This window comes from Arthrobacter sp. efr-133-TYG-104, from assembly GCF_030208915.1.
Lineage (GTDB): Bacteria > Actinomycetota > Actinomycetes > Actinomycetales > Micrococcaceae > Arthrobacter.
In genome coordinates this window covers 83250-109081 of record NZ_JARVTA010000008.1, presented here as the reverse complement: position 1 = coordinate 109081, position 25832 = coordinate 83250, and the positions used below count along the sequence as shown (strand labels likewise).

General features: G+C 57.8%; 18 protein-coding genes. 13 read left to right on the top strand and 5 right to left on the bottom strand.

What is annotated here, in order from left to right:
• Positions 1 to 23: 23 nt before the first annotated feature.
• The 6 genes from paaA to QRN04_RS08065 are packed head-to-tail and all read left to right on the top strand — an operon-like array spanning position 24 to position 4871.
• Positions 24 to 1019 (top strand): 1,2-phenylacetyl-CoA epoxidase subunit PaaA, encoded by a 996-nt coding sequence (gene paaA, locus QRN04_RS08090; RefSeq protein ID WP_284975501.1) that lies wholly within the window; start codon positions 24 to 26, stop codon positions 1017 to 1019.
• Entirely contained in the window at positions 1019 to 1396 is a 378-nt protein-coding gene (gene paaB / locus QRN04_RS08085) for a 1,2-phenylacetyl-CoA epoxidase subunit PaaB (protein WP_284975500.1), read from the top strand. The genes paaA and paaB overlap by 1 nt, the downstream gene beginning before the upstream one ends.
• Positions 1393 to 2310: a 1,2-phenylacetyl-CoA epoxidase subunit PaaC gene (paaC, locus tag QRN04_RS08080; protein ID WP_284975499.1), complete on the top strand. Its 918-nt coding sequence runs from the start codon at positions 1393 to 1395 to the stop codon at positions 2308 to 2310. The genes paaB and paaC overlap by 4 nt, the downstream gene beginning before the upstream one ends.
• Before the next feature lie 5 nt (positions 2311 to 2315).
• Positions 2316 to 2867: a 1,2-phenylacetyl-CoA epoxidase subunit PaaD gene (paaD, locus tag QRN04_RS08075; RefSeq protein ID WP_502868772.1), complete on the top strand. Its 552-nt coding sequence runs from the start codon at positions 2316 to 2318 to the stop codon at positions 2865 to 2867.
• Between the two features lie 10 nt (positions 2868 to 2877).
• Positions 2878 to 4083: a 1,2-phenylacetyl-CoA epoxidase subunit PaaE gene (gene paaE / locus QRN04_RS08070; RefSeq protein WP_284975497.1), complete on the top strand. Its 1206-nt coding sequence runs from the start codon at positions 2878 to 2880 to the stop codon at positions 4081 to 4083.
• A gap of 8 nt (positions 4084 to 4091) precedes the next feature.
• On the top strand, positions 4092 to 4871 hold the full coding sequence (locus QRN04_RS08065) for an enoyl-CoA hydratase/isomerase family protein (protein WP_284975496.1): 780 nt from the start codon (positions 4092 to 4094) through the stop codon (positions 4869 to 4871).
• 76 nt (positions 4872 to 4947) lie between these two features.
• Here the strand turns inward: QRN04_RS08065 and QRN04_RS08060 are convergent, their stop codons facing one another.
• The 4 genes from QRN04_RS08060 to QRN04_RS08045 form a co-directional block, all read right to left on the bottom strand.
• Entirely contained in the window at positions 4948 to 6468 is a 1521-nt protein-coding gene (locus tag QRN04_RS08060; protein ID WP_284975495.1) for an S-layer homology domain-containing protein, read from the bottom strand.
• A 111-nt stretch (positions 6469 to 6579) separates the two neighbouring features.
• Positions 6580 to 7656, bottom strand: coding sequence for a hypothetical protein (locus QRN04_RS08055; protein WP_284975494.1), 1077 nt, complete (start codon positions 7654 to 7656; stop codon positions 6580 to 6582).
• Positions 7657 to 7660: 4 nt separating this feature from the next.
• Positions 7661 to 8737, bottom strand: a complete 1077-nt coding sequence (locus QRN04_RS08050) for an LCP family protein (protein ID WP_284975493.1) — start codon at positions 8735 to 8737, stop codon at positions 7661 to 7663.
• A gap of 90 nt (positions 8738 to 8827) precedes the next feature.
• Positions 8828 to 10519 (bottom strand): hypothetical protein, encoded by a 1692-nt coding sequence (locus tag QRN04_RS08045; protein WP_284975492.1) that lies wholly within the window; start codon positions 10517 to 10519, stop codon positions 8828 to 8830.
• An 860-nt stretch (positions 10520 to 11379) separates the two neighbouring features.
• On the opposite strand from QRN04_RS08045, the gene QRN04_RS08040 reads away from it, so the two are divergent.
• Genes QRN04_RS08040 through QRN04_RS08010 form a run of 7 tightly spaced genes read left to right on the top strand, consistent with a single transcriptional unit; the run spans position 11380 to position 24550 of the window.
• Positions 11380 to 12654, top strand: a complete 1275-nt coding sequence (locus QRN04_RS08040; RefSeq protein ID WP_350224923.1) for a glycosyltransferase family 4 protein — start codon at positions 11380 to 11382, stop codon at positions 12652 to 12654.
• 17 nt (positions 12655 to 12671) lie between these two features.
• Positions 12672 to 14408 carry a glycosyltransferase family 4 protein gene (locus QRN04_RS08035; RefSeq protein ID WP_284975599.1) on the top strand — a complete coding sequence of 579 codons (1737 nt, stop codon included), beginning with the start codon at positions 12672 to 12674 and terminating at the stop codon, positions 14406 to 14408.
• Positions 14408 to 15295, top strand: a complete 888-nt coding sequence (locus QRN04_RS08030; protein ID WP_284975490.1) for an ABC transporter permease — start codon at positions 14408 to 14410, stop codon at positions 15293 to 15295. Before QRN04_RS08035 ends, QRN04_RS08030 begins: the two co-directional genes overlap by 1 nt.
• Complete coding sequence (locus QRN04_RS08025; RefSeq protein ID WP_350224922.1) at positions 15282 to 16172, top strand: ABC transporter ATP-binding protein; 891 nt, start codon at positions 15282 to 15284, stop codon at positions 16170 to 16172. The genes QRN04_RS08030 and QRN04_RS08025 overlap by 14 nt, the downstream gene beginning before the upstream one ends.
• Positions 16169 to 18082, top strand: a complete 1914-nt coding sequence (locus QRN04_RS08020) for a glycosyltransferase family protein (protein ID WP_284975489.1) — start codon at positions 16169 to 16171, stop codon at positions 18080 to 18082. The genes QRN04_RS08025 and QRN04_RS08020 overlap by 4 nt, the downstream gene beginning before the upstream one ends.
• 16 nt (positions 18083 to 18098) lie before the next feature.
• Complete coding sequence (wecC, locus tag QRN04_RS08015; RefSeq protein ID WP_284975488.1) at positions 18099 to 19385, top strand: UDP-N-acetyl-D-mannosamine dehydrogenase; 1287 nt, start codon at positions 18099 to 18101, stop codon at positions 19383 to 19385.
• 2 nt (positions 19386 to 19387) lie between these two features.
• The gene (locus QRN04_RS08010; protein WP_284975487.1) at positions 19388 to 24550 is read left to right on the top strand and encodes an FkbM family methyltransferase; all 5163 of its coding nucleotides are present in this window, start codon (positions 19388 to 19390) and stop codon (positions 24548 to 24550) included.
• Positions 24551 to 24648: 98 nt separating this feature from the next.
• Here QRN04_RS08010 and QRN04_RS08005 read toward each other — a convergent pair whose 3' ends face one another.
• Positions 24649 to 25824, bottom strand: coding sequence for a DUF6270 domain-containing protein (locus tag QRN04_RS08005; RefSeq protein ID WP_284975486.1), 1176 nt, complete (start codon positions 25822 to 25824; stop codon positions 24649 to 24651).
• Positions 25825 to 25832 lie beyond the last annotated feature (8 nt).

The window sequence follows — 25832 nt, the reverse complement described above, 5'->3', positions numbered from 1 at the left end:
TCGGTAATTTATTAGGAGCAACCATGGCATCGCAGAATCTGCAGTCAGTGCCCGCTGAGCTGTCCCCGGAGGAGCAGGAGCGGGAGGAAGCGGGTAAGGCGTACTTTGATCGCATCATCTCGGAGGACTCGCGCATCGAACCGCGTGACTGGATGCCGGCGGCATACCGCAAGACCCTGCTACGGCAGATCTCCCAGCATGCCCACTCGGAAATCATCGGGATGCAGCCGGAAGCCAACTGGATTACCAGGGCACCGAGCCTGAAGCGGAAGTCCATCTTGATGGCCAAAGTCCAGGACGAGGCTGGTCACGGCTTGTACCTGTACTCCGCAGCAGAAACGCTGGGCCAGAGCAGGGACCAGATGATGGAAGATTTGATCGCCGGCAAGGCCCGGTACTCGTCCATCTTTAACTACCCCACGATTTCCTGGGCGGACATGGGAGCCATCGGTTGGCTTGTGGATGGTGCCGCCATCTGCAACCAAGTGCCCCTGTGCCGCGCCTCCTACGGTCCTTACGGCCGCGCAATGGTGCGCATCTGCAAGGAAGAGTCCTTCCACCAGCGCCAGGGTTTCGAGATCCTGCTCGAGCTCTCCAACGGCACGCCTGCACAGAAGCAGATGGCCCAAGACGCAGTGAACCGCTGGTACGCGCCGTCGTTGATGATGTTTGGTCCGCCGGATGACGATTCGCCCAACTCCAAGCAGTCCATGGCATGGAACATCAAGCGTTTCAGCAACGACGAACTCCGCAGCCGGTTCGTCGGGATGATGGTGGAGCAGGTCCGCGTCCTTGGCTTGACCCTCCCGGACAAGGACATCCGCTTCAACGAAGAGACCAAGAAGTGGGAGCACGGGCCCCTGGACTGGAACGAGTTCAAGGAAGTCCTGGCGGGCCGCGGCCCCTGCAACTCGCAGCGCATCGAGCGCCGCCGTGAGGCACACGAAAACGGTGCTTGGGTTCGCGAAGCCGCAGTGGCTTACGCCCGCAAGCAAGCAGAGAAAGTGAACGTAGCATAATGGCTCCCCACGGCAACCCCGAAGCACCGGCCAGCGCCGCCAGTGAGATTAACCGCGAAGCACCTAAGGTCGCTACTACTGCGGACCAGCATCGTGAAGCGCCATGGTCCCTCTGGGAAGTCTTCGTGCGCTCCAGCCGGGGTCTCTCGCATGTGCACGCTGGTTCCTTGCACGCTCCGGATGCAGCTATGGCCTTGCGAAATGCCCGGGATCTGTACACACGGCGCAATGAGGGCGTCTCCATCTGGGTGGTTCCGGCAGAGGCCATCTCCTCCAGCGACCCGGATTCCAAGGGAGCATTTTTCGAGTCCCCTCAGGGCAAGGATTACCGCCACGCCACCTACTACACCAAGAGCGAAGGCGTGAAGCACCTGTGAGCAACAAAGAAACCGACTTCGCTATCGAGGGCCACGGCGACATTTCCGTAGGAGTCCACGGCGCTGGTGCGTCCGGAGATGGTTCTGCAAGCGCCACCCGCATCACGCCAGGTAATGCACTGCGTCCGGAAGACATTGCCCTTGAGATCACCAGGGGAGAGATCAAGCCCAGCGAGGACGTCGCCGAGTTCGCCCTGCGCGTGGGCGACGACGGCCTGATCCTCGCCCAGCGCTTGGGCCACTGGATTTCCCGTGCTCCTGAGCTCGAGGAAGACATCGCGCTCGGCAACATCGCCTTGGATCAGCTGGGCCACGCCCGTTCGTTCCTGACCTATGCCGGTGCTGCTTGGGGCAAATCCGAGGATGATTTGGCGTACTTCCGCCGCGAACACGAGTTCCGTTCAGCGCACCTGTTTGAACAGCCCAACGGTGATTTCGCAGTGACCATCGCGCGCCAGTTCATTGTGAGTTTCTATCAGTACGAGCTCTACACCGCGTTGACCGCGTCCACGGATCCCACCATTGCCGCCATCTCCGCGAAGGCCGTGAAGGAAGTGGATTACCACCGCGATCACAGTGCCCAGTGGGTGCTGCGCCTAGCGGGCGGCACTGACGAATCCAGGAAGCGCATCATCCAGGGTTTCAAGCTCTTGTGGCCGTACGTGGACGAACTGTTCGAAGACGATGAGCTGACCACCCGCCTGGCCGAGGCCGGCGTCGTGGTTCAACCGTCGAGCCTCCGCCCGGCATTCGACCGGCTGACGGGCGAAATCATGGCCGAAGCCGAACTTGATATCCCCGCCGTTCCGCAGGCACCCGGTGGTGGCCGCCGCGGTATGCACTCCGAGCACCTTGGTTTTGTCCTCGCTGAGATGCAGGTCCTGGCGCGCGAGCACCCAGGCGCAAGCTGGTGACCAGCGTGGCAGCACAGGCTCTCAGCACGGTGGAGCAGCAGGCATGGGACATCGCGTCCACTGTCTGCGATCCGGAGATCCCGGTCCTGACCATCGAGGACTTGGGCATCCTGCGGGGCATCCGCGTCACGCCTGCGGTCGGGGAGACTGACTCGCACGACGGCGGCCCCGCAACTACCGCCGTCGAGGTCACCATCACGCCCACCTATTCCGGCTGTCCCGCGATGGACGCCATTGGTGACGATCTCCGGAAGGCCTTTGAGCAGCAGGGCTACGCAAGCGTGGATATCAACCTGGTGCTCGCGCCGGCGTGGACCACGGATTGGATGACCGAGTCCGGCAAGGCGAAGCTGCAGGAGTACGGGATCGCGCCGCCCTCGGGCCGGGCTGCCGCTGGCGGACATTCCGGTCCCGTCCGGCTGAGCCTCGCGGTCAAATGCCCGCAGTGCAACTCGCTGAACACCAAGGAACTCACCCGTTTTGGTTCCACCTCCTGCAAGGCGTTGTTTGTCTGCCAGGACTGCAAGGAACCGTTCGACTACTTCAAAGTCCTCTAAGGAAGCAGCCATGACCACCGAAACACAGACGGCCAGCCGCCGTCGTGCGTCTTTCCACAACCTGACCGTCACGGACGTCCGACGCCTCACGGACGATGCCATTGAGGTCACGTTCGGTGTTCCTGCCGAGTTGGCTGGCCAGTATGACTACCTTCCAGGCCAGTACGTAGCGTTGCGCACCACGTTGCCTGACGAGAGCGGCGAACTGCACGAGGTCCGCCGCAGCTACTCCATCTGCGCGGAGCCGCGCAGCTTTTCGGACGGCAGCAGCGAGATTCGTGTGGCCATCAAGAAGGACTTGGGCGGGCTGTTCTCTACCTGGGCGAACGCCGAGCTCAAGGCGGGGGACGTCCTGGACGTCATGAGCCCACAGGGTGCGTTCATCTCACGGCACGGTAAGGACGGTTCCGCCGTTCAGCACAACGTCATGAACTCCATGAACCACCCGGAGGAGTTGGCGGGGGAGCCCGGGAGCTTTGTGGCAATTGCTGCAGGGTCCGGCATCACTCCGGTGATCGCGATCGCGCGGACCCTCCTGGCGGCGAATCCCGAGACCACTTTTGACTTGGTGTACGCGAATAAAGCGGCCATGGACGTGATGTTCCTTGAGGAGCTCGCGGACTTGAAGGACAAGTACCCAACCCGTTTGGCGTTGCACCATGTGCTGTCCCGTGAACAACGCATCGCTCCCTTGATGACGGGGCGCATCGATTCGGAGAAGTTGCAGGCGCTGTTGAGCAGTGCCATCCACGCCGAGGACGTGGACGAATGGTTCCTGTGCGGGCCGTTCGAGTTGGTCCAGTTGTGCCGCGACACGCTCGCCGCACGTGGCGTGGAGCCGGAGCACATCCGCTTCGAACTGTTCACCACCGGCCGGCCGGACCGCCCCGAGGGCAACGCCGGCAGGCCCGTTCTTGCCGACGAGTCGCAGGATACGTACAAGATCACCTTCACCTTGGACGGCCTCACCGGTGACGTCGCCAGCCCAACCCATGCCCGCGAGTCCATCCTCAACGCTGCCCTGCGCGTTCGTCCGGACGTTCCGTTCGCCTGTGCCGGCGGCGTCTGCGGGACCTGCCGGGCCAAACTGGTCACCGGGACCGTGACCATGGATGAGAACTACGCCCTTGAACAGGACGAGCTGGATAAGGGTTACGTCCTGACCTGCCAGTCCCACCCCACCAGCGAAGAAGTGACCGTCAACTTCGACGTCTAAGGAGTCCCATGATCGAGCTCTCCATTGCCAGCGGCACTGCCGAGATAGTCCTTAACATCCCCGAAAAGCTGAACTCGCTGAACGAAGACGCGCTGAGGGAACTGGATAAAGCGTACGACGACGCCGCTGCCGCCGCTTCCCGCGGCGAGGTGCGGGCCCTGTTGCTCCGCGGGGAAGGCCGGGCTTTCTGCGCTGGCCGCGACATAGCTGCAGTCACTCCTGAAACCGATGATGCCCAGGCATACCTGGGCGGGCTCGTGGAGCCGTTGCTGAAAAAGATGGCTGCGTTCCCGGCGCCCACCTTCGCTGCCGCACATGGTGCGTGCCTCGGCGTTGGTCTTGGGCTGTTGCTGGCCACGGACGTTGTCTATGTGGCGGAAAATGCCAAGTTCGGCTCTCCCTTTGCCAAGCTGGGCGCCACCCTGGACTCCGGCGGGCATTGGTACTTCACGGAGCGGCTGGGCATGCACCGCACCCTGGACTTGATCTACACGGCCGATCTCATCTCGGGCACCGAAGCCGTGGCTCAGGGAATGTTCAGCCGCGCGATGCCGGCCGACGTGTTGCTCGATAAGACGTGGGCGATTGTTGCTCGCGTTGCTTCCGGCGCAACGGGTGCCTTTGTTGCGTCCAAGGAGCTGGTGGCCCACATCCGGGATCAGCGCCTTGGCCTGTGGGCTTCCATGGCCGAGGAAAACACGGAGCAGGCGCGTCTGTGCAAAACCGACGATTATGCCGAGGGTTTCCGGGCGTTCCAAGAGAAGCGCGCGCCGGTTTTCAAGGGGTAGTCGGGTCCGCACATCCTCCGGCCCACGCAACGCCGGGCCTTGCCGCAAGAGGCAGGGCCCGGCGTCGTACGTTCCGCTAGGGGTGACCCGGCAGCGTCTGGCAGGCGATTCCGTTCTTGTCCCGGTCAAGTCCGGCCACATCCCCGTACCAGGGGTAGTACTTGTTGAACCATGCCTGGGCTGCGGACCAACTGCTGAAGCTGGTGCAGTTCACACTGTCACCCGGGTTAGCCGGCGGCTGGGGCGTGGGTGGTGGCGGGGGAGTGACGGGCGGCTGCGGCGCCGGCGGCGGCGTGACCACCGGCGGGGGAGGCGGCGAGCAGTTGTTGCCCGTAATACCGCCGGTGCCCCCGTTCACGGACCGGTACATGAAGGCGGCCATGGCATCCCGGGCCACCGGCTGCAGCGGGTTGTAGGCCCGGCACCCGTAGCCAATGTCCCAGCCTGTGGAAATACCATGTGCTGCGAGCCAGGTGATTTGCTTGTAGAACTGGCTGCTGACCGGAACATCCTGGAACGGCGACGTCCCCGGGGCCGAGAACGTCGGATTTCCTCCGTATCGATAGAGGAAAGCGGCCATCGCATCACGATTCACCGGCGTGAGCGGGCGGAACGTCGTCGTGCCGTTCGATTCTGCCCAACCGGTTGAGATCCCCCTTGCGGCAAGCCAGGTGATTTCCTTATAGAACTGGCTCGACGGCGTGACGTCAGCAAAGGGCGATGTGGCCGGGGGCGTGAACACGGGATTGCCCGCCAAGCGGTACAAGAACGCTGCCATGGCATCGCGGTTGACGGCACTGAGCGGACGATAAGTTCGGGTCCCGTTTGACTCCAACCATCCGGTGGAGATTCCTTGCGATGCGAGCCAGGAAATCTCCGCATTGAATTGCGTGGATCCGTTCACGTCAGTGAAGGAAATAGGTTGCGCCACAGGCGCATCGATGGCGACCGTCGGGACCGCCACCATAGTGTTCCCGCAACTGCCTTGCAGGGCTGAGGAAAGCGCCGCGGATTCCGCGGAATCCACGGTGAGATGCCACCGGTACTTCACGAGTACCCAGTCCGTCACGTACCGGCAGGATGTGCCCGCCAGCGGGGGCATCCACTCCGCTGGGTCGCGGTCGCCTTTTGCCTGGTTGACATTGTCCGTGACGGCTTCCAATGCCACGTCCAGGCCTAGGTCGTTGGCATAGTCCCGGCGCTGGTCCGAGGTCCAGGCGCTCGCGCCGGAACCCCATGCTTCGGCAAGTGGCACCAGGTGGTCGATGTCGACGTCGGACGCGTTTGTCCACGTTGCTCCGTCATACCAAGAGTTCCACTGACCGGTTGCCACGGTGCAGCCGGAGCCGAAGGTGACCGGGGTCAGCGACTCCCGCTGGAGCACCTCTGATCGGGTGTCGCAGCCGTTATGGTCCGCATCGATCCATAACTGGAACTGGTCCCGGGTGTAACCGGCATTTGATTCAGGTGCGATGGTGAGTGTTGAAAAAAGTGTTGAAACGCTGGCCTCATTCGAGGCGCTCGCGGATTGCGGCAAAAAGACAGCCGCCGATGCGGTCAGCGATAAAATCGCCAACCACGAAAGAGCCTTCGGCATCTGGGTCCCCATATTCGATTAGTGCGCTCTGAGCAGCGCATATCATGGGATCGTACAGCCCCGCGAGGGTTTTAGAAGGAACCTTTCATTCTGGTGACGCGGGCGTAATGGTCATGACGGGGGAACGGATGTCCCGAGGTCCGGATCGGAACACGTCAGATCATATAGCTCTGTGCTGAGCGGCAGAATGTCGCTGACCTTTGGCCAACCTGGCGAAATTATTGCCGCTTCACCGGCCAATGAAGTTTTCAGTTGCTGAGTGGTCTGCAGGGCGCTCAAATCAGGGTCCCGCATAAGTTGAATGGCCGCCAGCAGCGCTTTTTCCGGGAGCGGCGCGTGCCCAACCCCATAGCTGGCAATCCAGACGACGTGATTTTCGTCGGTGTTGTAGAGACCCTTGCCACGGTGCTGGAAATCGCCGTGCTGGAGGAAAGGCACGGCATGCACTGGCGTGTGCCAGTCAGTGCCGTTCTGCATATAAAGCAGGCGCCGAGGTTTGCAGTCGAGGGCGTCCAGTCCGACGCCGAAGCGCCGGGCCTCATGTTCCGCAACCCGCTTCCAATCGCTATCTTCAAGGTCAGCATCGGCCGCAAGGGCTTTCGTTATGTAGTTCTTGACGAATATCGGGTTGTATTCAATGATTCTGGTCTGTGGATTCCAGACGAGAACGGATGCTGCTTCCCCTAATTCATGGCCGAAGTATAGCGACGCGAACCCTCCACCCGATCCTCCGATGAGCAGGAGTTCGCGCCCGCTTCGTGCGGAGATCTCTCGCAATAAGGACGTTAAGCTGTCTTGGAGGCTTTGGTGGGCATTGCCCGCATACCAAGCCAAGCCCAGAGTAGGGTCCAGATTTACAGATGGGTCGGACACTGCGATGAAGCCGAAGCCACCCATGGCACTGATCTTTCGACCCGAAAAGAACGGGCCGGATTTATCTTCTCGCCCAGTGATTGCGCCGTTAAAGAAAACGGGAATTACCGCATTTGACTCTTCCAAGGGATTGCCACTGACGAAAATATCCAGGTCTGGACCAGATCCGAGCCCAATCGTGTGAACTCCATCGCGCCACTGAGGGCCCTCAAGGAAATGTGCCACCGTATCCCACTCGAAGTGACTGCCAGGCCAAACGTCATAATTACTGGCAGGGACCGTCACCGGACGTAGTGATTCAGAAGGGAAGTTCATTGAATCAGTTCCCCTTTTGCAGCGCATGTGCCGCGACGTACGTCCCCAATTGATCCTTCGAAAGTGCAGAGCTGATGTCGGAGATGGCCGTTGTGTCTGCGACAACAATCGACTGCCCGTCCTGGGAGGTGCCGGTACCAAGGGTCGGCAGTGTGAACATGACCGTGTCGCTGGCTTTTAGGTCCTTCAGGCCCAGCGCCAGGCCGGCCAGCGCAGCAGCGTCAAAGCCTTTGTCCACGGTGATGAATGGTGAGACAGCGCTGACCATGCTGCTGACGGTTACGGGGTTGGTCAGGGTATTGCGGGCAATTGTTTTGCTGATGATGGCCTTCATGAAGGCCTGCTGATTGCGGACGCGTTGGTAGTCCCCGTCGCTGAACGACTTGCGTTCACGAACGAAAGCTAAGGCTTCGTCGCCGTTCAGCGTCTGCTTGCCTGCTGCGTAGTAGTGACCCTTCATTGGGCCCGACGCCGGAGCGAACGGAATCTTCACGTCTACTTCGACGCCGCCAAGCGCATCTGTGAGGCCCTTGAAACCCTCAAAGTCCATCATGGCTACATGGTCGATGCGCTGCTGGAGCAGGGATTCCACGGTTTGAACCATGAGGGGAACTCCGCCCAAGGCTAGCGCTGCGTTGATTTTTGCTTGGCCATGGCCGGGAATGTCGATCCAGAGGTCCCGCATGAGGGAAACGGCGTAGACGTTCTTACGGTCTGCCGGAATGTGTACCAGCATCAGGGTGTCCGCCCGCTGGTCCGTTGGTGCTTGGGTGGATACATCAAGCCCGCTCGAGCCACGGGTGTCACTGCCCATGACCAGAATGTTTACGGCTGCAGTGCCATTGACCGGCTCAGCTTTCTGGGGCCGGGTTGACTCGTCCGGAAAAGCTGCCTCGATTTTGGTGGTGCCGGAGTTAAAGGTCTGAGCCAGATTGAAGAGGTATCCGCCCCCGATCAAAGCTGCGACGAGAACAGCGGCCGCGAAGCCCAAGAGAACGTTTCGGGTGGTCTTGCTGGCCTTCTTTTCACGCCGGGGACGGGGTCCTACGGGCGCGTTTTCGGTATCGGTCGGGAGCGTCATGAGTTCCTTGGTGTAGGCAGCAATGACGATTCTAACAAGGGGTACCGATCAAGATCACGAATGTGGGCGTCCCGCGAGAGTCCTTCGGGCTCAGGAAATGCCGGCGTACGGAATTTCCTGGGCCGCACCCCAGCGATTGGTCAGGCTTATTGAATACCGGTTTCCGCTGGGTATAGCTGCCGCGCCAACTCTAAGCGTCAACGCTTCCAGCTTCGGATTCAAGCCTTGCTGTTGGCCGTATGCCGTATCGGCATCGGTCAATTCGAAAACTTTCGTGTGGGTGCTCCCGTTCACGTCGGCCCATGTCACCTGGGCCGAGCCTCCTTCGAGGTTGAAACCTGTCACATGGATTTCTCCGGTGGCCGCAGAAAAGGTGCTTTCCGTAATCACAGGTTTGGCGTACCCGGAGATGAGCTGATTTTTCAACGGGGTGCCGGTCCCCTTGCACGTGAAATAGGGGTCCCACATGAAAGATATAACCTTCTTTGCCGCGCCCATCTGCTGGAGTTGCCTGTCCATACGTGGCAGGGAGGTCTGCCCACGGGGTCCTGCGCCGCATGTGTTCCCCGTTGCCGTGGGCGTCATGCCTTCAAGATTGGCCCAGAGGACCGCGCCAGTACCTTCAATACCTGATGCAGCAGCCCTGAAGTAGTCCCCGGTCGGGGCCACGTACTTGCTTTTCCATGAACCATCTCCAACCACGGCTGCTGCGTACGAGTCCACCGGGGCGCTGGCTTCACTGGGCAGATAAGCTCCGCCTTTACCTGTGCCCATCCCATCTTGAATCGCTATGTTCACAACAAGCCCACTGGATGTCCCGGCTATTTTTTCGATACCCCTCCGGACCGTGTCAGGACTGATATTAGCGGCGTCAACCCTCGTGTCCAGGTAAGGACTGATGATGGCGGACCGCGTAGGTAGGTATTTGTGAACCAACTGGTTTTGGCTTTTGTAGAGTTCCAAGATGGGATCGAACACCGCACTATCGCTCAACGGCATTTCAATGTGGTGGTAGAAACCTGCGAGCCCGTCAACGTTATTGACGGCGGCTTGATACTGGAGGAACCGTTCAGTGAACAGGGACAGCGTTCCTATGTAGCTAAGGTCAGGGAGATAGTCGACGTCCGTCCGCTTTACTGGAGCAGGGAGGCCGGCGTAGTAGTGCATTCCTGACTTCGTTGCTGCAGCGGCCAACCCACCGGTGGTATCCGTGCCCGGAGCCTGGCCGCCGCCCGCTACCACAACGTCGTACCTGCCGTCCGGGGAGTCGCAGCCGTCGCCCGTCGTGGGCAAGACAAAAACCGCGAAGGACCTGCCGTTGTTGGAAATAATCTGGTCCCTGGGGCACTTGAGGGCTGACCGGCCCCAGCTGTCGCCGTCCAGATAAGTGAAATACCGATTGACGACAATGCCTTTGGTAGCCGGGGCTGAGCAATTCTCGCCGCTGACACTACAGTCGGCCGGCAGTGAGTTTGCGGAAGCCGGGGTTAGTAGAGTTCCAAACGTAATCACGGTGTCACCGCCCGCTGCTTTGATGTCTGCCAACTTAGTTCTGCTATCTGAGCTATCAACAGGTGGAGAAATAAAATATCCGCTGATCGGATAGCGCGGCAGGTCCTGGGCTTTGGCTGCGCCTGTGAGCGTCTTCGTCACCGGCCCTGGACCGATCCCCACTGCTGCCGCGACCATGAGCGCCGCAAAAAGGGTTATCAACCATCGCTTGTTTCGGGAGCCGTCACCCAGACGGGTCCCGACTTGCCCGAAAAACTTGGGGGGCGTCATTTATTCCTTGATGTCGGGGGCAGCAGAGTTGACTCTAGTCCATACGATAAACTAACCCGGGTTGCCCTCTGCGGATGGACGTCCCGAGGCCTCCTGTTCAAGGAGCGCCGCTGGATCCGGATGTGGGGGAATCACGGATGTACTACGGGGGAATAAATTGATGAGAACCGCGATCACACGCGCTGGGTCGGTAGGTGCTGTCCTACTGCTGTCCCTCCTAGGTTTCTCTGGCGTTCAACCCGCTCTGGCAACAGACACAAACCCGCCTACCACGTCCGAGCAGCCTGGCGAAAGTGCGTCGCCTGATCCGGGGACAATCGACCCACTACCTATCGACCCGCTCCCTGTGCAGCCCGTACCCTCCGAAACTCCTGTCGTTGCTCCCACCGAACCCGCCCCGGTTCCTGTTGACCCGGCCCCCACACCTGTACCTGTTCCCGATCCCGTTCAACCTCCGGTTACAGTTCCGAGCCCGGAACCGGCCGCGCCCGGCCAGGACTCGCCGGCCCCCGTTGGTCCCTCAGTACCTTCCGCGCTTCCGACGATTCAGGACGTTGTCCCCACTCAAGACGACAGCTCTGCGTATGTGGAACCTGCTCAACCTGGTGGGGAAGATTCGACCACACCATCAGCCGAGCCCACTCCAACACCCACACCGCAGGCTTCCAAGACGGCCGAGCCTCCAGTGGCGAGCGCGACGATTACCGGTCCGCTAAAGGCTGCTTTGGCTCCTGTAGCAGAGAATAGTCCCTTGGTGCAGATCATTACCGTCTTGGTGTTGATTCTGTTAGGCGTCGCGTACTTCCGAGCCCTGCGCACCAAGGGTGTCCGCGGCCCCCGCCTTAACGGCAAGTAAACGCATGGGCAATTCGCTCGCCACGGACAACTCCGCCACAAATCCTGCATCACCCATGCGCGTCATGCTTCTCACGCATTCTTACTGGCCTGAGTACAGTCCACCCCAACGGAGGTGGATGACGCTCACAAGGGAGTTCCGCCGCGCAGGCTGTGAAGTCGATGTTGTGGCGCCCGTAGCGCACTATCCGAACGGGCGAAGAAACCTCCCCCGTAAAGAGGCAGGTGTGGCTTTTTCGAGCCAGCGCGGCCCGTATGGAGAAACCATTCGCCGCGTGCCGTACATGCGACACCTGGGTACGTCCTCTTTGGCGCGTTTCGTTGATCAGTTCTTTTCGGCTGTCATGTCTGTCCCGGTTGGCCTCCGGGGACGGAGACCGGACGCAATACTGGCAACAGCCCCAAGCCTTCCTACCCTCGCCACAGGCTTTGCCCTGTCGAGGATCCGCAGAGTGCCCTTAATTGTTGAAATGAGGGACGCTTGGCCCGACCTGGCGCGGGACGCCCGGATAGTGCAGGGCAGCGTTAAAAGCGTTGTGGAACGAGTTGTTGAATTCGTGCAACGCCGTGCCGACCTTGTCGTCACCGTTACTGAGGGCTTCGCAACGACTTTGCGGGAACGCGGCGTCAAAAACGTCGTGACCATCAGCAACGGCCTTGATCTGAAGTCGATTCCATTCTTGCCACCCCCGCCGCTACACAGGGAGGTTTTCCATGCGTTGTATCTGGGAAACCACGGCAAGAGCCAGCGCCTGGATGTGTTAATCCGCGCTAGCGCCCTGCTGGGCGACGGCTTCCATCTCACGCTGGTAGGCCAAGGGTCAAGCCGCCCCCAGTTGGTCAAACTCGCTCGGGAACTCAACGCACCGGTGACCTTCCTTCCCCCTCTGCAAGGTCCTGCGGTCATCGAGAAATACCGGGAGGCGGACACCTGCATAGTTTCTCTGCGCGACGATTGGAAGTCGTTCGAAACGACTGTCCCGTCCAAAACATACGAGGTCCTCGCTATCGGCCGGCATGTCACAGCAATCGTCAAGGGTGAGGCCCAACGCATCATCCTAGATGCCGGTGGGGGAGATGTGGTGGCTGCGAACCCTGAAGCCGTCGCGCATTTGTGGCGGGAGTTGGCCGCAAACCGGTCCCGATTGGCCGCGAGCACCAGTGGAAGAGAATGGGTACGGGAGAACGCTGACTATCCCAACTTGGCAGTCCGCTACATGGAGGCGATCTCGGTGTTGATCCACCGGGATGCGCTGGCCCCAGAAGGTCGTGTCTCGTGATTCAGCTCGTTAAAAATGTGCGTTTGGCTGCGGAGACTGTCTCTGAGCACCTGACCGAGTCTCCGTTCATGCTTGTGCTCCTCCTATTGCGCAAAATGCCATCGCGCATCGTGCGTCCGATTGCTGGATTCATTTCTGGGTTGCGGCCCACGAGCGGCCACCCGGTTTTCCTCTTGGCCGCCCACTCAGCGGGTGACCAGAAAGGCCTTATTCGACGCTTCGAGAGGTCCTTTGAAAACAAAATCAAGGGTGAGCGGGCGCGGAACGGCGCCGAAGTAGCTATTGCTGCAGGCCTGCCGGAATGGGCGGATACTTTCCTGGAGCTGGCTGCAAACTCAAACGTTGCACGGCATGCCTCCACTACTGCGAGGCGCCAGTGGTACGCGGGCGAGATGAGCCGCGCCGTCGCTGTTCTCGACGGCGGCTCCGGCAGTGCAGCCAAACTGCACAACAGGCTCCACGCTGAGTTGCTCGTATTCCAGGGCTGGCGTCCGTCGCTGCCGCATGTGGAAATGATCCCTGAGCCTCAGCGGGTACTGCATTTACTTACAAACTCCGTCCCGCATACGGCGAGCGGTTACGCCCGGCGAGCCCATTCCATTCTCACTGCCCAGCGAGAGGGAGGATGGGAACCTTTGGCCGTGACCAGGCTCGGGTATCCGGTCCAAGTAGGGGCCTTGGATGCCAAAAAGCAGGACACCGTAGACGGAGTCCGCTACATGCGTATCCTTCCCTCTCGGATGGCGCGGACCATGGACGGTCGATTGCAGCAGCAAGCGCGCGAACTTCTCGAGATTGCCAGTGATTTCAGGCCGGCAGTGCTTCACACGACGACACACTTTGTGAATGGTTTGGTCGCCCGGGAGGTAGCCGAAGCCCTCAACATTCCTTGGGTTTATGAAGTCAGGGGCCAACTTGCTGACACATGGGCATCCACCCGCGGTGAGACCGCACGCACCAGCGAACGTTACAAGCTCTTCATGGATTGTGAAGGCGATGTCATGCGCTCAGCTGATCTGGTGGTGACGCTCGGGGAAGCCATGAAAAGGAACATCGCGGCCATGGGCGTTCCCGAGGACAAGATCCTAATCAGCCCGAATGCCGTCGGAGGGGCGTACTTGGAAGAGCCAATGGAGTCCCGGCAGGCCCGGCTCCTTCTTGGGCTGGATCCAGATGGACTATACATAGGCACGGTCAGTAGCCTCGTGGGATACGAAGGACTTGACGATCTTGTCACGGCCTTTGGTTACTTGGCGCCACGCCTGCCGGGGTTGAAGCTTGTTGTCGTGGGAGACGGCATTGCCGCACCGATGCTGCACGGCCAAGTCCAGAGGTTGGGACTCGCGGATCGAACTGTCTTTTCGGGCCGCGTTCCACCGGAAAAGGCTCGGCTATACCACGCGTCGCTGGACGTTTTTGTAGTCCCGCGGAAGGATATGGCAGTCACGAGGGCCGTCACGCCACTCAAACCGGTGGAGGCTTTGGCGTCGCGACGGCCGGTTGTGGTGAGCGATTTAGCGGCCCTGCGTGAGATAGTTATCGACGGCGTGAACGGCAGGGTAAGTAAGCCCGAGGCCCCGGAACAGTTGGCTGAGGTGTTGATGGAATTGCTCGAAGATGAGAGCGCGCGCCGCCGACTCGGATCCGCCGGCAGGGAGATGGTTTTGGCCGAGAGGACGTGGCCGGCGAATGCCGCTGTCCTGGGCCGGGCTTATGAGAATTTGGGGTCCAAATACATGAGAAGGATCAGTTGATGTCCGCCAAAAAGGCTTTTTTGCCCGAACCGGCGGTCGTTCAGCCGTTGGCTGTAGATATGCGCCGTTTGACTCGAGTCGGGGCACGGCCGCGGTTTCTGGATTATTTGGTGCAGCTATGGGACTTCCGGGAATTCATTGCCTACGATGCTAGGGCAAGAGTTCAGAGCGGCACGCGAAGGGATCGCCTCGGAAGTGCCTGGCTTCTGCTTAATCCTGTTTTCAATGGACTCACATATTATGTAATATTCGGGCTGCTGCTGCAGACCAGCGGCGGCATTGAGAATTACGTAGGCTATCTAGTGATAGGCATCTTTGTCTTCCAGGGAAGTGCTGGTGCTATTACCAGCGGTGCTCGGTCAATCCATAACAACAAGGCAGTAATTCAAGCATTCAATTTTCCGCGAGCGACCCTCCCGATTGGCATGAATCTTCGGGAAATGATGTCTAATGTTCCTCTCATAATTGCAATGCTCTTAATTATAACTCTGATACCGCCGGTCGAAAAGATCACCTGGCTTTGGTTTCTAATTATCCCAGCGCTGCTGTTGCAATCAATCTTCAACCTCGGTGTTGGCTTTGTCTTAGCGCGCGTGATATCCAAGGTTCATGATGTTACCCACCTACTGCCATTTGTTATGCGCGCCTGGATGTATGGTTCCGCTATTTTTTACTCTTACGAGCGCTTTATCAAGCATCCGGATATATTAGCCGTGATGAAGATGAATCCGCTTTTTAATGTCATCGATATTATTCGTAACTGCGTTCTTTATGCGCAAGCACCCACATGGCAGTCGTGGGCCACCTTGGCAGTCTGGGCGCTGGGTGCGCTTATTGTCGGAATAGTCTTCTTCTGGCAAGGGGAGGAATCATATGGTCGGGGCTGAACAGACCTTGGAAGTCGAGGGTCACCCATGCGTAGTGGTCGACCGTGCTGCCATGCAGTACAGAGTGGTGACTAGTGACTCAGCGGCCGTGGCGTTGGAACGCAAGGGCACGAGCTTCGCGAGACGACTAGGACGTCGACGCAACACTGTGACGGTAAGAGCGCTCCATGAGCTCTCCCTCGTTGTTGAGCGGGGTGAATCATTGGGGATCATTGGCCGGAACGGATCGGGCAAAAGCACCCTAATGAGACTTATTAGTGGGCAGGAAAGACCCACAACAGGGGCCGTCTTCGCGTCAAGCACGCCTATCATGCTGGGGGTCAACGCAGCGCTTATGCCCGACCTGTCCGGTCACCAAAACGTGGTCTTGGGTTGCTTGGCAATGGGCATGAGCTGGGAGCAAGTCAACGCTAAGTTTTCGAGCATCGTGGAACTTTGTGGTCTAGAGGATTCAATCTATCTCCCCATGAAATCCTATTCCTCAGGTATGGCTTCGCGGCTACGCTTTGCCATTGCTGCGAGTATCGACCCCGAGATACTTCTCGTGGACGAAGCCCTGAATACGGGAGATGCACAATTCGGTGACCGCAGCATGAAACGAATGGACCAGTTGCGGGAGCAAGCAGGCTGCGTTTTTCTGGTAAGCCACTCCCTGGATACCGTCATCAAAATGTGCAGTCGCGTCATATGGTTGGACAAAGGGCATCTCATCATGGACGGTGATCCTACCGAAACTGTGCAGACGTACCGCGATTTCACCGGCCATTTGGCTAAGGGGAACAACATATCCGCGGTTCGAATCCGCGATGAGGCACGCGCTTCCTTGCAAATGACTGAAGTGCTGACAAGAGGCAAGTCTCGTAGGAGCCGACCATGATCCTTTCCGTGAAAAACGTACGTACGGCAGCGTGGCACTTTCGAGCCGGTGGGTTTTCCCAAGTCCAAACTTGGTATTCGCGTCAGCGTGCACTCGCGACTAGAAATAGGTCCAGCAACAGCGTGGAGGCCCGTCCGCAGGCCCAGAAGCCCGCCAGTGAGAAGAAGCAGTTATCTTTTGCTGCGTACAACTATCCGTCGGTCCCCCCGCGTAGAAGTGATCTGACGGTGGGTGTTGTTCTCGACGATTTCTCCGCCAAAGCCTATGCATTTGAATGGAATCTCGTCTTCCTCAAAAAGGACAGATGGCTCCGACAGCTGCAAGATCAGAATGTTGATTTCCTATTCATCGAGTCTGCTTGGAACGGTAACGAGGGTTCTTGGCGGTACCAGCTCACGGGCACAAGCGGCCCCAAGCCGGAGTTCCTCGCCTTGATGCGCTGGTGCCGGGAGAACGGGATCCCGACGGTTTTTTGGAACAAGGAAGATCCGCCGCACTTTGAGGACTTCTTGGCGGCGGCGAAGGAATTCGATGTTGTGTTCACGTCGGATGAGAACAAGCTGCAGGATTATCGTCAGGCACTTGGACACGACAGGGTGGACGTTCTCCCTTTCGCGGCTCAACCAGCTATTCACAATCCGATCCGCCCTAAGAGTGGCCGGCATGCGCGTGATGTCGCTTTTGCGGGGATGTACTTCGCCCACAAGTACCCTGAGCGCAGGGAGCAACTGCGGATCCTCCTGGACGGGGCCATCGCTGGCTCGGATAAAGTCAAGCACGGGCTTGAGATATTTTCGCGACAGTTGGGCGGGGATCCCGAGTATCAGTTCCCTGCACCTTATGACGGACATGTTGTTGGGACCCTGAATTACGACCAGATGCTGACGGCGTATAAGGCTTACAAAGTCTTCCTGAACGTCAATTCGGTTGTCGACTCGCCCAGTATGTGTGCACGCCGGATTTTTGAGATTACTGCGTCCGGTACCCCTGTGGTGACGACTCCTAGTCCTGCCATCCCGCGCTTTTTTCCGAACGGGGAGATTCATTCCGTATCGAATACCGAGCAAGCGAAACAAGTCACCCGGGCGCTGATGCGGAGCCCGGAGTTGAACGACAGATCAGTGCACTTGGCGCAGAGGAAGATTTGGGCGGAGCACACCTACGCTCACCGAGCGGAAAAAGTCGTCGGAGCGGTCCTTCCACATCGGTCACGACCGGTTCAAGTGGGCTTGGTGAGTGCGTTGGTGTCGACCATTCGTCCGCACCAATTGGAGCACATTTTCAAAACGATTGGTTCCCAGAGGAACGTTGTTGTTGAACTTGTCCTGCTGACTCACGGGTTCAAGCCAAGCTGGCTTAAGATCTGGCGTCTACGGCGAAGGTACGGGGTCCGCCGGGTGACGCTTCTCCACGCGCCTTCGACGGACAGTTTGGGTGATTGCCTTAACCAGTGTGTAGCCGCCTCCACCGGCTCCATTTTAACCAAGATGGATGACGATGATTACTATGGCGCCCATTATCTGCGGGACCAGGTGAATGCACTTATGTATTCCGGGGCGCAGGTCGTGGGCAAGCTCGCGCATTTCATGTATATATCCAGTGCGAACGCAGCGCTGCTCAGGTTTGGACACATGGAGCATCGCTTTAGTCACATAGTCATGGGCCCTACCATCATGGCGGAACGATCGACTTTCGAGCAGCACCCTTTCGAAAATCTTGGCCGAGGCGAGGACACTGCGTTCTTGAGGTCAGTCACTGATGCTGGCGGCAAGATCTATTCCTCTGATCGCTATAACTACTACCAATTTAGGGGCGGTTCAGGACATACATGGTCCGCCTCGGATGATGAGCTCCTTGCATCCGGCGAGGTTCAGTTCTGGGGCGATCCTGAAAAGCATCTAACTCTTTAAAGAAAAAATGAAAAATATGGGGAGCATTAAATTGAGTAATATTAATCGAGTTGCCGTAATAGGCCTTGGATACATCGGTCTTCCGACCGCCGCGATTTTGGCAACGAATGGTTTAGATGTGGTTGGCGTCGATGTCAATCAAAAAACTGTCGACGCTGTCAATCGAGGAGAGGTTCCATTCGTCGAGCCGGACCTCGGCGTTCACGTGGCGGGCGCCGTCAGCCAAGGCAAGCTCAGGGCTGTGACTAGCACGCCGTCAGCGGAGGCCTACATTGTGGCCGTGCCGACGCCTTTTAGGGACGATCATTCGGCGGATTTGAGCTACATTGAAGCGGCAGCGCGAGGCATCGCCCCCCAGCTCAAGGGAGGGGAACTCGTGATTCTGGAGTCGACCTCCCCGCCGGGTGCAACGGAGCATCTGGCACGGTACATCTTGGACCTTCGTCCGGACCTGAGCTTGGACGACTCTGACGGACGGGCTGCGATCTTGGTCGCGCACTGCCCCGAGAGAGTGCTGCCAGGTCGAGTCATGATTGAGCTGGTAACGAATGATCGGATCGTTGGCGGAATAACGATGGCTGCGGCTGAAGCTGCCAAAGACCTTTACGGTGTATTTTGTCAAGGTGAAATCCTCACCACGGATGCTGTCACCGCCGAAATGGCAAAGCTTGTCGAGAACTCATATCGAGATGTTAATATCGCCTTCGCGAATGAATTGTCCGTGATCAGTGACAAGTTGGGCATCGATGTGTGGGAGCTCATCCGGCTGGCGAACCACCACCCCCGAGTGAATATCTTGCAGCCGGGGCCAGGGGTCGGTGGCCACTGCATCGCAGTCGATCCGTGGTTCATTGTCGCTGCGGCGCCCGAAGAAGCGCGTCTGATCCGCACCGCGCGGGAAGTTAACGATGCCAAGCCCAGATGGGTCGTGGACAAAGTACTCCATGCGCTCGAAGGCCTGCCAGCTGATGCGGAAGTAGGGCTACTTGGTTTAGCTTTCAAGGCCAACATTGACGACCTCCGCGAATCACCGGCCATAGCAATCACTGAGACATTGGCGGCCGAGCTCGGTGGCCGCAGGATCAACGTCTCGGAACCGCACATCGGTGAGTTGCCCAAGAGCTTGTCTGCTCTGACGAACGTTCACCTTTCAGAAGACGCTGTCGAGCGGTCCCAAGTTGTGGTCCTGCTGGTGGACCATGATGAGTTCAAGGCGTTGCCTGCAGCTGAGTTCGAGGGAAAATACGTGATTGACACACGAGGTTCCTTGGATCTTCTCGCACTAGAGGTTGGTATCCGGTAGCTGTGAAACCAATCGAGATCACCGCCGGTGGGACCACATATCGCCTGGATCTTCCGGATGCGGAGCAGGACTATATACAAAAGACCATAGCAACCACTCTCCGGCCGTATGAGGAAGCGATGTTGATAGACATCGCAGGCCTGCTTTCCCCCGGTGATCTTGTGCTCGATATCGGAGCGAACTGCGGTAACCACACCCTGTACCTGAGCTGTGTCGCTGGCGCAGAAGTGCACGCATTTGAACCGGATTCGGAGCTTTGCTCGACAATTCGGAAAAGCCTTTCGTTGAACGGAGTCGAGCATCTGGTCACTGTCCACGATGTCGGCGTCGGTGACGCAGACGGATTTGGTCAGTTAGTGCAGACGGCTGAGAACAACAGGGGGGCTCAGCGACTTCAACGAGTTGCTTCCGGTGATGATGCAGCACGAATTGTCCGACTGGATGATTTAACCTTCCCGAAGCGGATCCGTGCCATCAAGATCGATGTCGAGGGTATGGAACTTGACGTGTTGAACGGTGCGCGCATGCTTATCGAGCATGATCGCCCAGAACTCTACGTCGAATGCCAGACGCGTTCGGACTTCGAAAGAATCCACAGTTGGCTCGCATCATTGGGCTACGGGTATCTATCAACGTTCAATGCGACCCCCACCCACCACTTCGGGTCGACGGGTTCACCTGACGGTAGGGACCGTTTCGAGCAGATAGTTAAGCAGCAAGTTGCCGCTACCTATTATGACCAAGAGCTCATAAGCCGGCTGCGGAAAAGTCTTACCGAAGCCAATCTCAAATATAGGGGTGCCACTGCCAAGATTGCGCCGCTGACTGAACAGCTGCGTATTGCCTCTGAATCACATGCTGGCCAGGCAGAACTGGTGGAGCAGCTCAAGAACCGCGTGGTGGATTCCGACAGGCGGTCATCGGAGGCAGATCGTCGTGCAGAGGCCGCCGAAAGGCAGTACCGGGAGCTCCGAGCGAAGCTGGACGCCAGCGCTAAAGCGACCGACAAGCTGACAGAAAGTGCCAAGGCCCATTCTGTCATCCTGAGCGAAGTGCGCCGAAGCCTAGAGTCGGAACGCAATCGAGTCAGATCTCTGGAGAGGCTGACTGCACAATCAAATGCCCTGAGTCTCGAACTGGGGGCGCGTAACGCCGACCAGTCCCGGCAGTGGTTCGAGGAACGGCAGGGGCTCGAGTCTAGGCTTGAGTTGTCAGGAAAGCGCTTACAACGAATGCGCCGCAAGGCGAATCTTGCTTGGGCCAAGGCATTCGCTGCGGTTAATCAGGAAGCCGAAACTGCTTCCCGGCTTCAGGACGTGGCCTCCAAACTTGCGGATTCTGAGACCGGGTTGGAGGCCGTGACGGCCCGCTTGGAGGAGACATCAGCACAACTTGCGGACGCAAATGCGGCGCTCAGCGAGGCAGACGCGAGGGCAAGAGAGGCCAATCGCCGTGTCACCGTCGAACGTGGTTTGGTTTCACGGCTCGAGAGGTCCCTCGCGGACTCTAGGGCCGATGAGAAGAACTGGCAGGACGCCCTCGATCTTGCAACCGGCCAGTTGAATGCAACCAAGGAGAAAACCAGCGACCTTGAGGGACGGTCGAACGCACTTGAGCAACAAGTAGCGCGACTTCAGGCCGCACTCGACGAAGCTGAGTCGCAGCTAGAAGCTGCTGAGCTAAAAACGAAGGCACTCAGAGCAAGCGTCACTTACCGCCTTGGTCAGACCCTCAGGGAGTCGGTTAAGTCGCCGACCCTGATGTTAAGGCTTCCGGTTGCACTCAGCGCGCTAGCTACCGAGCAGCGCCGCCGGCAGGTCATTCAAGGAGCAGTTGTGCCCGAAACGACCTTTGGGCCATCGGCATCCGCCGACTTGTCCTTGGACGTGTCCCAGGTTCCCCGCAATAGGGCCGCGGAATTAAGGGCAGCGCGACGGCTGCCCGGAACTGCCACGGCAACCTTGCAACTTACAGCGGATCAACGCAAGTCACGATTGCGAGTGGCAGCGATCATGGATGACTTCACTGTCCAATCGTTCGCCCCGGAATGTGATCTGCTGGAACTCAGTGTAGCTAACTACATTGAGGAACTTCGCTCCTTTAAACCATCCTTGGTATTCCTAGAGTCTGCCTGGCGTGGTAAGGACAATGAGTGGGGCAACAAGGTGGCGCAGACTGCCAATGAGGTGCGAGAAATCATTGCTTGGGCTCAACTCTTTGGTGTTCCTGTCGTGTTATGGAATAAGGAAGACCCGGTTCATTACTCGACCTTCTTGAATACTGCTAAGTTGGTGGATCATGTGTTTACCACAGATATTGACTGCATCCAGAGATACAAGGGTGACCTAGGCCATGACCGAGTCCATTTCCTTCCTTTTGCCTGCCAGCCGGCGCTCCACAACCCTCTCGAGATCTTTGATCGAGAACCTGCTTTCTGCTTTGCTGGGGCATACTATCGACGATACCCGGACCGGACGCGTGATCTCGAATCGTTCATGGAGCACATTCCAGACTTCGCACCTTTGGAAATATTCGACCGAAACTTTGGAAAAACTGACGAACAGTATATGTTCCCGGAAGAATACCAAGGGTATATAGTAGGGACTCTCAATAGTGCGGAGATAGACTTAGCATATAAGGGCTATAGTTATGCTATTAACCTAAATTCGGTGAAGGAATCGCAGTCAATGTTCGCCCGACGCGTTTTTGAGCTTCTGGCATCCAACACTACCGTGGTAAGCAACTACTCTCGCGGTCTCCAGCTCATGTTCGGCAGCATTCCTGTGGTGGCCGATAGTGGGGCGGTTGTTGTCAGCGAACTGGCAACGTACAAGGATAAGCTGCATGATCGCCGGCGTCGACTTGCGGGCCTGCGGAAGGTTATGCGAGAGCACACCTACAGCCACAGGCTGGAGCATGTCATGGCGACTGTTGAAAATCGATCCGGGACGGTGGCGGAGCCAACTATTGAGGTCTTCAGTCTCGTGGCAAATCCTGCCGATGTTGCGGCTGTTAGATCCGCTGTAGCGCGCCAGGTAGGGGTCAACGTAGTGCTGCACCTCTATGCCGATTCCGAAACACGTTTTGCGGGCTCCGACGGCATGGAAACAGTTGAACCTCTTTCGACCGTTGCCGAACTTACGCCGAAGAATTTGGTTGCGTCGAGCAGCTTGGTGGCCGTCATGGTGCCTACTGACTATTACGGGGAAAATTACCTCCTCGATATGGCGCTTGCTCAGCGCTACTCGTCGGCCGCGGTTGTAGGCAAGGCTACTCATTTTATGACTCGCCGGGATGGCGTCCGTCTCGATGGGTCTGCTACCGCCTACACATCCGCGGGTGCTTTGCCGGTGAGGGCAAGCCTTGTGCTCGAGTCTGACATTCTGCAGAGACCACTCGGTGAGTGGTTGGCGAACGCCCTTCATTCCAGCTACGAGCACAGTTCGATGCTCAACCTTGAGGCCTTCGACTACTGTCGGGACGGCAGGAATTTGTCTGACTCCGCCCGAGCGTCTGTGTCCAGTAGCTTTCTGGACGAGGGCCTTCCATTCAGCGAATTGGCTCGCAGAGCGGACCGAATTGAGGCGTCCGACTTCGTCCAGTCCAGCGATCGGGCCATGACTGGTGCTGAACTGGCTGAGTTGTTCGTAACGCGCGCCCGTCCCGGCGTGAGCACTTCCATCGGCGGTGATGGCTGGGCGTTCGAATCCACTTTGGCTGATGGCGTGCATGACTACTTGTATGCCACTGATCTTATCTCTTTGGACAAAATATCGTCTGACGGCAGGTTGGACCTCCATGTTGAAGTTGACCCAGGGCTGAATCTTCAGATTGCCATCATCTATTACGGGCAGGAGAACGATCGCGTTGACGGCCTGGTTCGGGCGCCGAACCAGAATCACACGCTTCACGTCCCAGAAAACGTGGTGGCCGTGAAGGTCGGGGTTCGAATCTACTCATCAGGTGCAACAATTCTTCGCAGAATATTATGGGAGCACAAGAACGTTGAACCCGCGTTCATAGCAGCACGTGCCAAGAACTTGGTACTGACGAACAGATACCCGTCGTATGACGACCTGTACAAAAACGCATTCGTGCACAGCAGGGTCCGTCGCTACATCGATGCTGGTGTGCCAACCGAAGTATTCGTATTGGCGGAGAATTCGTCGTTGAGCTTTAGGGAATTCGACGGCGTCAATGTCATTACTGGTTCAAGTGGGGCACTCCGGATTTTACTCGAAGAAAGAGATCACCAGTCGATTTCGCTTCACTTCATTAACGAAGCGATGTGGGACGCCATCCGTGATCTTCCGCAGCAGCCACGTATTGCGATATGGGCGCACGGCGCTGATATTCAAAAGTGGTCGCGGCGCGGGTTCTTGTATCAAACGGATGATGAAGTCCGGAAGGCAAAGGAAGCAAGTCAGCAGCGAATCGCCCTCTGGCGTCGAATTTTCAGCGAGGCAACATCAAAGGTTTCGATCGTCTTCGTTTCTGAGTGGCTGGCGATGACTGCCTTTGAAGACCTTGAAGTAGCGGCATCCGAGGTCACACATGAAGTCATTCATAATCCGATTGATACCGAGCGATTCGCATATCGAAAGAAACATCCTAATCAGCGTCTAAAGGTTCTTTCCATAAGGCCATACGCGTCTTCCGTCTATGCAAATGATCTCTCCGTCGAAGCCATCTTGCTGCTGTCCGAATTGCCGATATTTCCCGAAATGGAGTTCCGCCTCGTTGGGGACGGTCCGCTTTTTGATGAGCTCACTGAGCCATTAAAGATCTTTCCAAATGTCATCCTTGATAAGCGCTTCCTGAGCCAAGAGCAGATTGCGAAAATGCACCAAGAATATGGTGTCTTCCTTTGCCCATCCCGCATGGACACCCAAGGTGTGTCCAGGGATGAGGCTATGGCGTCGGGTCTTGTGCCGGTGACGACGCGTGTGGCTGCGATCCCTGAATTCGCGGACGAATCATGTGGAGAGCTAGTTGAGCCGGAAAACGCGGCCGAGATTGCCGCTGCCTTGAGTCGATTGGCTGGATCGGCACGTCTGTTCCGCAGGAAGTCGGCTGCTGCCGCGAAACGCGTTAGATCCCAAAGCGCAGCTGGGACTGTAATTCCGAAAGAACTTCAAATCTTGGGATACTCACAGACCAGGTGAAAGGCAAAAGATGAGCCGATGGCCCCTACAGCGTCTGAGGGCCATCGGCTCACCCTGCGTTATGGCAAGAAAGACGATCCCGAGTGCTTTCGTGTCGCTTAGATGAGCGTCTCGAGGGGCTCGCTGGCGGCTATCCGCGAGAACATGCTCACTCTGCCGATGTCGACCTGCCCCTTTGCAACCTGCCATCCCATGACCTTGATGGAGGTACACGAAACACCCTCGGGAAGTTCGAAACCGGCGAAGTACGTCCGCTCCCCGGCGTCGACATCGACGTAACGAAAGTGGCCGATGTTTGGAATGACCGATTTCGTGAGGCGCTGTTTAGAGAGTTGAAGGTCCTCCGCTCCCTCTAACTGGAGCGATAAGAGCAGCCGCCGGCCGGATGAGACATGACATCTAGCGTCGAACTGTAAGCCAAATGATCTTACTTCCGGAGAGACGGTGAATCCTTGGGGACTGAGAACTGAGTCATGCCACGAGTTGCCAGAAGCCACGCTCGTGGCCTCATCAAGGTTTTTCTGCGCCGAGGCTCCAAGAGCCACCGCCTCTTCTATCTCAGCAAATTGTTTAGCCACGGACTCATAAACAGAATCTTGATAGTGATAGGGAGCGAGGCTCCACTTGTGCTTCCGATCTGAGAGCGCCTGCTCCCAGGGAATCTCGATGCATGGCACGTTCATGTATTGCCTTACAATGGCGACGTACCTGGCCAGTAGGTTATTGGCTTCATCAGGCATCATGTTCCACGACTTTTGCAGAGGGCGTCCCTCGTTGTCATACATGGACCACGGGACGTTGAACAGAACGATCTTTGAGGTTAGCGCGTTCGTTTCCAAGTACTTGGCAAACGTGATGACGGCACTTTCCCACAGGCGGAAATGCTCCTCAGATCCAAATTTGATCCACTCCGAGTCACCAAGGCCATCGAGGAGTCCGCTTTGGATTAGTTCAACTGAACGCGTAATGTAGCTGTTTTCGGCAACCCGAATCACCCCGAGACGCTCGTCGGTGAGATCCCAGAAAATGTAATCGGACTGAGCTGACACGTCTCGAAGCGTGGTGAAGATACTGCCGTCGAAATCCCCCTGCAAGTTGCGGATCTGGAAGCGGCTCTCCAAGGCGCCTGAGTTGGCTTCTGCAACGTATGGAAGGCCGGTTGCGCTGATCAGCGACTGTCGTGCGGTATATCCGATCAGCGAATGCTTAGTCTTGTCGAGAAAATCAAAGGAGTCACGAGATACGCAACTACCGTAAACATAGATTCGTGCCATTATTTACT